General features: G+C 70.4%; 7 protein-coding genes. 2 read left to right on the plus strand and 5 right to left on the minus strand.

Annotated elements, in window-relative coordinates; translation table 11 throughout:
• Positions 1-11: 11 nt before the first annotated feature.
• Positions 12-1,994 carry a fumarate reductase/succinate dehydrogenase flavoprotein subunit gene (locus tag BM242_RS12645; protein ID WP_093838867.1) on the minus strand — a complete coding sequence of 661 codons (1,983 nt, stop codon included), beginning with the start codon at positions 1,992-1,994 and terminating at the stop codon, positions 12-14.
• Between the two features lie 2 nt (positions 1,995-1,996).
• Positions 1,997-2,797 (minus strand): succinate dehydrogenase cytochrome b subunit, encoded by an 801-nt coding sequence (locus tag BM242_RS12650; protein WP_175541393.1) that lies wholly within the window; start codon positions 2,795-2,797, stop codon positions 1,997-1,999.
• A gap of 133 nt (positions 2,798-2,930) precedes the next feature.
• On the opposite strand from BM242_RS12650, the gene BM242_RS12655 reads away from it, so the two are divergent.
• The gene (locus BM242_RS12655; RefSeq protein WP_093838868.1) at positions 2,931-3,917 is read left to right on the plus strand and encodes a LysR family transcriptional regulator; all 987 of its coding nucleotides are present in this window, start codon (positions 2,931-2,933) and stop codon (positions 3,915-3,917) included.
• Here the strand turns inward: BM242_RS12655 and BM242_RS12660 are convergent.
• Both BM242_RS12660 and BM242_RS12665 read right to left on the minus strand, forming a co-directional pair.
• The gene (locus tag BM242_RS12660; RefSeq protein WP_175541394.1) at positions 3,846-4,265 is read right to left on the minus strand and encodes a DUF7144 family membrane protein; all 420 of its coding nucleotides are present in this window, start codon (positions 4,263-4,265) and stop codon (positions 3,846-3,848) included. The genes BM242_RS12655 and BM242_RS12660 overlap by 72 nt on opposite strands.
• A gap of 98 nt (positions 4,266-4,363) precedes the next feature.
• The gene (locus tag BM242_RS12665; protein WP_093838869.1) at positions 4,364-4,606 is read right to left on the minus strand and encodes a hypothetical protein; all 243 of its coding nucleotides are present in this window, start codon (positions 4,604-4,606) and stop codon (positions 4,364-4,366) included.
• A gap of 117 nt (positions 4,607-4,723) precedes the next feature.
• Here BM242_RS12665 and BM242_RS12670 point away from each other — a divergent pair, with 117 nt between their 5' ends.
• Positions 4,724-5,293, plus strand: a complete 570-nt coding sequence (locus BM242_RS12670; protein WP_245834008.1) for a potassium channel family protein — start codon at positions 4,724-4,726, stop codon at positions 5,291-5,293.
• A gap of 64 nt (positions 5,294-5,357) precedes the next feature.
• Here the strand turns inward: BM242_RS12670 and BM242_RS12675 are convergent, their stop codons facing one another.
• Positions 5,358-6,602 carry a helix-turn-helix domain-containing protein gene (locus tag BM242_RS12675; protein ID WP_093838870.1) on the minus strand — a complete coding sequence of 415 codons (1,245 nt, stop codon included), beginning with the start codon at positions 6,600-6,602 and terminating at the stop codon, positions 5,358-5,360.
• Between the last annotated feature and the right edge of the window lie 471 nt (positions 6,603-7,073).

The following is a 7,073-nucleotide window of genomic DNA, read 5'->3' on the forward strand; positions in this document are numbered from 1 at the left end:
GCCGCTGCCGCTCATGCATAACTCCGCTGGGTGGGGTGGACATCGGAAAAGGCCAGGGCCTCGCGGTGGAGCACGGGCGGGGCGCCCGGGGAGGTGAACTCCCAGGCGGCGGCGTAGGCGAAGGCCTCGTCGTCGCGGCGCGCCTCGCCGTCCTCGGTCTGGCTCTCGGTACGGAAGTGGCCGCCGCAGGACTCGGTGCGGTGCAGGGCGTCCAGGCACATCAGCTCGGCCAGTTCCAGGTAGTCGGAGACCCGGTTGGCCTTCTCCAGCGACTGGTTGAGGGCACTGCCCTCGCCAGGCACCCGGACGCGGTCCCAGAACTCGGCGCGCAGTTCCGGGATGCGCTCCAGGGCCTTGCGCAGGCCGGCCTCGGAGCGGGCCATGCCGCACTCGTCCCACAGCAGTTGCCCGAGCTCCCGGTGGAAGGAGTCGGGGGTGCGGTCGCCGCTCGCGGACAGCAGCGCGTAGAGCCGGTCGGTGACGGCGAAGACGGCCTCCTCGATGGCCGGATGGTTCTCCGGGATGCCGGACACCGGCGGGCCCGGGTGGCGGGCCAGGTAGTCGCCCAGGGTGGCCGGGAGGATGAAGTAGCCGTCGGCCAGGCCCTGCATCAGCGCGGAGGCGCCCAGCCGGTTGGCGCCGTGGTCGGAGAAGTTGGCCTCCCCGATGGCGAACAGCCCCGGCACCGTGGTCATCAGGTCGTAGTCGACCCACAGGCCGCCCATGGTGTAGTGGATCGCCGGATAGATCCGCATCGGCACCCGGTAGGGGTCCTCGGCGGTGATCCGCTCGTACATCTCGAAGAGGTTGCCGTAGCGGGCCCGGACGGCGTCCCGGCCCAGCCGGGCGATGGCGTCCGCGAAGTCCAGATAGACGCCCTGCCCGCCGGGGCCGACGCCGCGTCCCTCGTCGCAGACGTTCTTGGCCGCGCGGGAGGCGATGTCCCGGGGCACCAGATTGCCGAACGAGGGGTACATCCGCTCCAGGTAGTAGTCGCGCTCCGCCTCCGGGATGCCGGCGGGCGGCCGGGTGTCGCCGGCGCGGGCCGGCACCCAGATCCGGCCGTCGTTGCGCAGCGACTCGCTCATCAGCGTCAGCTTGGACTGGTGGTCGCCGGAGCGCGGGATGCAGGTGGGGTGGATCTGGGTGAAACAGGGGTTGGCGAAGTAGGCGCCGCGCCGGTGCGCCCGCCAGATCGCGGTGGCATTGGAGTTCTTGGCGTTGGTGGACAGGAAGAAGACATTGCCGTAGCCGCCGGTGGCCAGTACCACGGCGTCGGCGAGATGGGTGTCGATCCGGCCGGTGAGCAGATTGCGGGCCACGATCCCCCGGGCCCGGCCGTCGATCACGACCAGATCCAGCATCTCGGTGCGCGGATGCATCTCGACCTGGCCGGCCGCGATCTGCCGGGACAGCGCCTGGTAGGCGCCGAGCAGCAGCTGCTGGCCGGTCTGGCCGCGGGCGTAGAAGGTGCGGGAGACCTGCACCCCGCCGAAGGAACGGGTGTCCAGCAGGCCGCCGTACTCGCGGGCGAACGGCACGCCCTGGGCCACGCACTGGTCGATGATCTGCACCGAGATCTCGGCCAGCCGGTGGACATTGGACTCCCGGGCGCGGAAGTCGCCGCCCTTGACGGTGTCGTAGAACAGCCGGCGCACCGAGTCGCCGTCGTTGCGGTAGTTCTTGGCGGCGTTGATGCCGCCCTGGGCGGCGATCGAGTGGGCCCGGCGCGGCGAGTCCGAGTAGCAGAACTGGAGGACCCGGTAGCCCTGTTCGGCCAGGGTGGCGCCGGCCGAGGCGCCGGCCAGGCCGGTGCCGACCACGATCACGGTGTGCCCCCGGCGGTTGGCCGGGTTGACCAGAGCGGCCTCGAAGCGGCGGCGGTTCCAGCGTTCGGCGACCGGGCCGTCCGGTGCCCTGGTGTCGCTGACCGGCTCGCCGGTCCGGAAGCGGTGGTAGGGCGGCCGTCCGGGCTCGCCCGCGGTCTCGGTCACGGTCACTCCGCCACCCCGGTGATCACGGCCAGCGGCACGGAGACGAAGCCGGCGGTCAGCGCGACGGCCAGCACATCGGAGGTGCGCCGCAGCGCGGCCTGGCGGCGCGGGCTGTTGACCCCCAGGGTCTGCGCGGCGCCGAACAGGCCGTGCCGGACATGCAGTCCGACCGCGGTCACCGCGGTCAGATAGATGACATTGCCGTACCAGGTGGAGAAGGAGGCCACCACGTTCTGGTACGGCTGCCCGGCCTCCCCGTGGGGATTCACCGTGCCGGTGGTCAGGTCCAGGATGTGCCAGACCACGAACAGGGCCACGATCACCCCGCCCCACCGCATGGTGCGGGTGGCGTAGGAGGAGCCGCGGGGGCGGTGGGCGTAGCGCACCGGGCGGGCGGTCCGGGCGCGCCGGCTGAGCTGGTAGGCACAGACGCCGTGCAGCACCACGGCGGCGGCCAGCGCGAACCGCAGCAGCCACAGGAACCACTCGTGATGCAGCGCCGGTTCACCGAGGGTGCGCAGCCAGTGGGAGTAGCCGTTGAAGTCGTCCGGGCCGAAGAAGATCTTCAGATTGCCCAGCATGTGGAGGACCAGATAGAGCAGCAGGAACAGCCCGCTGACGGCCATCACGGCCTTCTTGCCGATGGTCGAGCGCCACAGCAGCCGCAGGGAGGAGCCGGGGCGGGCGGCGAGGGAGGGGGGTCGGGGGTGCGGGCCGGGGGTGGCCGTCCGGTTCCGGGCCGCCGCGGCGGGGGCCGCGGCGGGGGCCGGTCGTTCCGGGCCGGTCCTTGTCGCCAATGCCATGGCAGGGACGGTAGGGCGGCGGGCGGGGATCGGTCCAAGACATAGAAACGGTCATCTTCATAGGCTGTGCCTATCATGGCTCCCCGGCCTCCGGATCCTCCGGACGGCCCCGCCGCCGGCCGGAGGGAACCCCGTGCAGCTCCACCAGCTCCGCTACTTCACCGCCGTCGCCGAGACCCGCCACTTCACCCGGGCGGCCGAGCGCGAGCATGTCGCCCAGCCCTCGCTCTCCCAGCAGATCCAGGCGCTGGAGCGGGAGCTGGGCGCCGGACTGTTCCACCGGGCGCGCGGCCACATCACCCTCACCGACGCCGGGGAGGCCCTGCTGCCGCTGGCCCGGCGCATCCTCGCCGACACCGAGACCGCGCGCCGGGAGGTGCAGGAGGTGGCACGGTTGCGGCGCGGGCGGGTGCGGCTCGGCGCCCCGCCCAGTCTGTGCGCCGGTCTGGTGCCGGAGGTGCTGCGCGCCTTCCACGACCGCTATCCGGGGGTGGAGCTGCGGATCCGGGAGAGCGGCTCGCAGGATCTGGTGCGGGTGCTGGCCGACGGCGAACTGGATCTGGCGCTGGTGATCACCCCGCTGCCGGTGCAGGCCCCGGCGCTGGTCACCGCGGAACTGCTGCGCGAGGAACTGGTGGTGGTCTCCGCGCCGGACGCGCCGCCGCCGGTGCGCGGACGCCGCCGGCTGCGGGTGGCGGACCTGCGCGGCAGGCCGCTGGCGATGTACCGGCACGGCTACGACCTGCGCGACTACACGCTGGCGGTGTGCCGGGCGGCCGGGTTCGAGCCGGTGCTCAGCGTGCAGGGCGGGGAGATGGACGCGGTGCTGGGATTTGTCCGGGCCGGGCTGGGGATGGCCCTGGTGCCCGCCATGGTCGCCGCCCGTTCCGGGCTGCGGGCCACCCCGTTCGCCCCGCCGGGGCTGCACCGCACCGTCTCGGTGGCGCACCGCGCGGACGTCTCCCCGACCCGGGCCGCCCGCGAGCTGCGGCGGACCCTGGAGGAGCGGCTGCCGGGCCCGGCAGCCGCGGGCGGAGAGCCGGGCCGGTCAGCCGGCGTGGTCGCCCACCGTGCAGACCGCCCAGATGATCCAGGCGTAGAGCGCGATGGCCACCAGTGACCACACCGGGAAGTACGGGATCGACAGGAAGTTCCCGATGATCAGCACGCCGGCGATGAACACGGCGGCCGTTCTGGCCCACAGGGCCATGCCGAACAGGCCGAAGCCGACCAGCACGGCGAGTGCGCCCAGGATCAGATGCAGCCAGCCCCAGCCGGTGAGGTCGAACTGGAAGATGTAGTCGGAGGTGGCGACGAAGATGTCGTCCTCGGCGATGGCCATGATGCCGCGCAGGATGTCCAGCACCCCGGCGACGATCAGCATCACCGCGGCGAAGATGGTGACGCCGCCGGCCATGGCGGAGGACGGCCGGGGGCTCCCGGCCCGGGGTTCCGCCGTATGGGTCATGGGACTCCTCCTCGGGTTCTCGCTTCCTCGGGTCCGCGGGTTCCTTTCCGGAGGCGGCTCCCCCGGGGACCGGGAGAGGGCGCCGTCCACCGGGCCCGTCAGCCCAGCAGCTTCTCCTCGGCCCGCTGGTACTCGGCCTCGGTGAGGTCACCCCGGTCGCGGATCTCCGCGAGCCTGGCCGGCTCCTCGGCCGTGCTCCCGCCCCCGGCCGCGGTCCGCCGGATGTACTCCTCCGCCGCATGCTGCTGCGCCCGGGCGTGCTCCCGCTCCCTGGCGCCCATCCGCTCGCCCCTGACCGGCACATAGTCCTCATACTTACCCCAGCGGGCGGTATCCGCCACTACAGTCACACAAGCCCCGTGGGTACCACCGGTGGTGTGCGAGCCTCCCCGGCTGTGCCGGAGTGCGTCTCTATGCTCACTCGCGGTAATGGTGCCGGTGGTGTGCGGAGGTGAACGGTGGCAGGCCGGCGGGAGGGGCGGGGCCCGGACCCCGCGCGCCGTGCGGACCGGCGCTCCGCACTGGCGGCGCTGGCGCGGTCCGCGCTGAACACGACCGGGTTGCTGCTCGCCTACTTCCTGCTGCCGATGGACGAGGACTTCGGCCCGGCCATGGCCGCCGTACTGGCGCTGGGGCTGCTCGCCGTGGCGGCGCTGCTGGTCTGGCAGACCCGCGCGATCGTCCGCTCACCCCGGCCCCGGCTGCGGGCCGTGGAGGCGCTGTCGGTCACGGTCCCGGTCTTCCTGCTGCTGTTCGCCACGGTCTACTACATGACCGCCCGGAGCGAGCCGGGCGCCTTCACCGAGCCGCTGAGCCGCACCGACGCCCTGTACTTCACCCTGACCGTGTTCGCCACGGTCGGCTTCGGCGACATCACCCCGGTGACGCAGCCGGCCCGGGTGGCCACCATGGTGCAGATGGCGGGCGGCCTGCTGTTCGTGGGGGTGGTCGCCCGGGTGGTGCTCGGCGCGGTCGAGAGCGGCCTGGCCCGCCGCCGGGAACCCGGCCGGCCGGACCCCGGCGGGTGAGCGGCGGCCCGCCGGGTCAACGGCATGTTCACGGACGGGGTGGTGGACGCCGATCCGGCTACGGTCACCGTTCGAGCAAGTACATGTGCTCTCGTCTCAGTGACTGCACTGCGGGAACAGCGTCGAATTCGCCAAGTCGGCGCAAGACGACGCGGGCACGCTCCGTGACACGGTCGCTGGTGAGAGCGCTCATCGAAGAGAGCACTTGTTCTGCCTCGTAGGCGGCTTGCTCCGGTTCATTCGCGTCGGCTAGGGCGATTGCAAGCCATGACCGATACAGTGCCGTCTCTCGGGTGTACGACGCATCGTATTGGCTCATGATGCGGGTAAGCAGTGGAACGGCTCGCAGGGGCCTGCGCAGTTCGGTATAGACGCGCGCGTCCATCACTTCCAGTTCCAGCCGGTTCACCCAGTAGGCCCACTGTGGCTCGTTGGTGTCACTCTCTTTCGAGAGTGCGTCATGGGCGTCATTGAGTGCCTTCATCGCCACTTCGGCGTCTTCTGTACGTGTCTGCGCCCACGCGATCCGGTCGAAGAACACCGCTCGGGCTCTCGGGGTGGCCGTCCTGCCTGCACTGACGGCTGCCTGGGCAAGCCAAACGGCGTCTTGCTCTCTCCCCGGAACGTTGCTGAGGTGGTAGGCCAGGCTGCTGATCAGGTTGGCGGTAACGGGAGCGTCGTCAGCTTCACGCGCAGCCGAGATCCCGAGCCGATAAACCCGTTCTGACTCCTCGCATCGTCCTGCGTCGCTGGAGATCCATCCCGTAATCTGAGCCATCTCGGCAATCACGCTGAGAAGCTGACGGCTCGTCTCTCCGGAGTGATAGGTCTCCTTGAAGAGGTGCGTTGCCGCTTCCAATTCTCGTACAGCAGTGGGGAGTAGATCGCCACCTGACAGAACGTCGTCAGCCAATCGCAAGGCGTGAGCACGTGCGGCAATAAGCGATACTTCGTTCTTCCCGATTCTGCGTCCAAGGGTCGAGCCGGCCGACGTGAACTCAGACGCCTGCGGAAGAAGTTCCGCTAGCGCGGGATTGGGAATGGGCAGGCGGGCTGCGGTATCACCTCGCGCGTAAGCGGCAGCATTTTGAATTTCATGCAGGGGAATGCCGAATGCAATTGCGAGTTGAGGTAGCCAGGATTCAGGGATGCGTTTGCCGTGCTCCCATCGTGATACTTCGCTGCGAGTTACCGAGTCCACTCCTGTGCTGGCGCACAGCCTTTCCGCCAACTGGCTCTGGCTCCACCGCTTGGTACGTCGCAGGCTCGCGAGGTATGCGCCGAACTGCGCGCGTCGCTGATCAGACACCCTGGCCACCTCCTTGTTACCAGTCTGGCCCCTAGCTGGCCCCCTGTCTGGCTCCTCTCAAAGATTGCTCACTCTGGCTAGTTGGAAGGAACACAGAACCCCCGCGACCGCACAACGGCAGTTGCGGCCCGGGGGCATGGTCAACGCTGCTTAGGAGCGTCAACATGATGAAGAGTAGCGCCTTGCATGGTGCGCTACAGGGCGCGCAGAGGGACGCCCGCGCACTCCCCGATGAGCCAACCTTGGCGTTTGAGCTGGCCGAGGTAAGGGCCTCCCGGGTTCGTGCTCTGGTTCGGCCGTATGTGTGGCCTGTGACGGGGCTGCGGCGGAACGTGCGTCGTCGTCGGCTTGTGGTGCGGGTGGCGCCGGGGCGTTGTTGGGTGGTGCGGCCGTGAGTGCGTGGGTGCGTGTGGGCCAGGTGGTGAAGGATGGCTACTCCCGGCAGGTGGGTGTGATCGTGGCGGTCCGGGG

Origin of the sequence: Streptomyces aidingensis (assembly GCF_900112355.1) — a bacterium.
Lineage (GTDB): Bacteria > Actinomycetota > Actinomycetes > Streptomycetales > Streptomycetaceae > Streptomyces > Streptomyces aidingensis.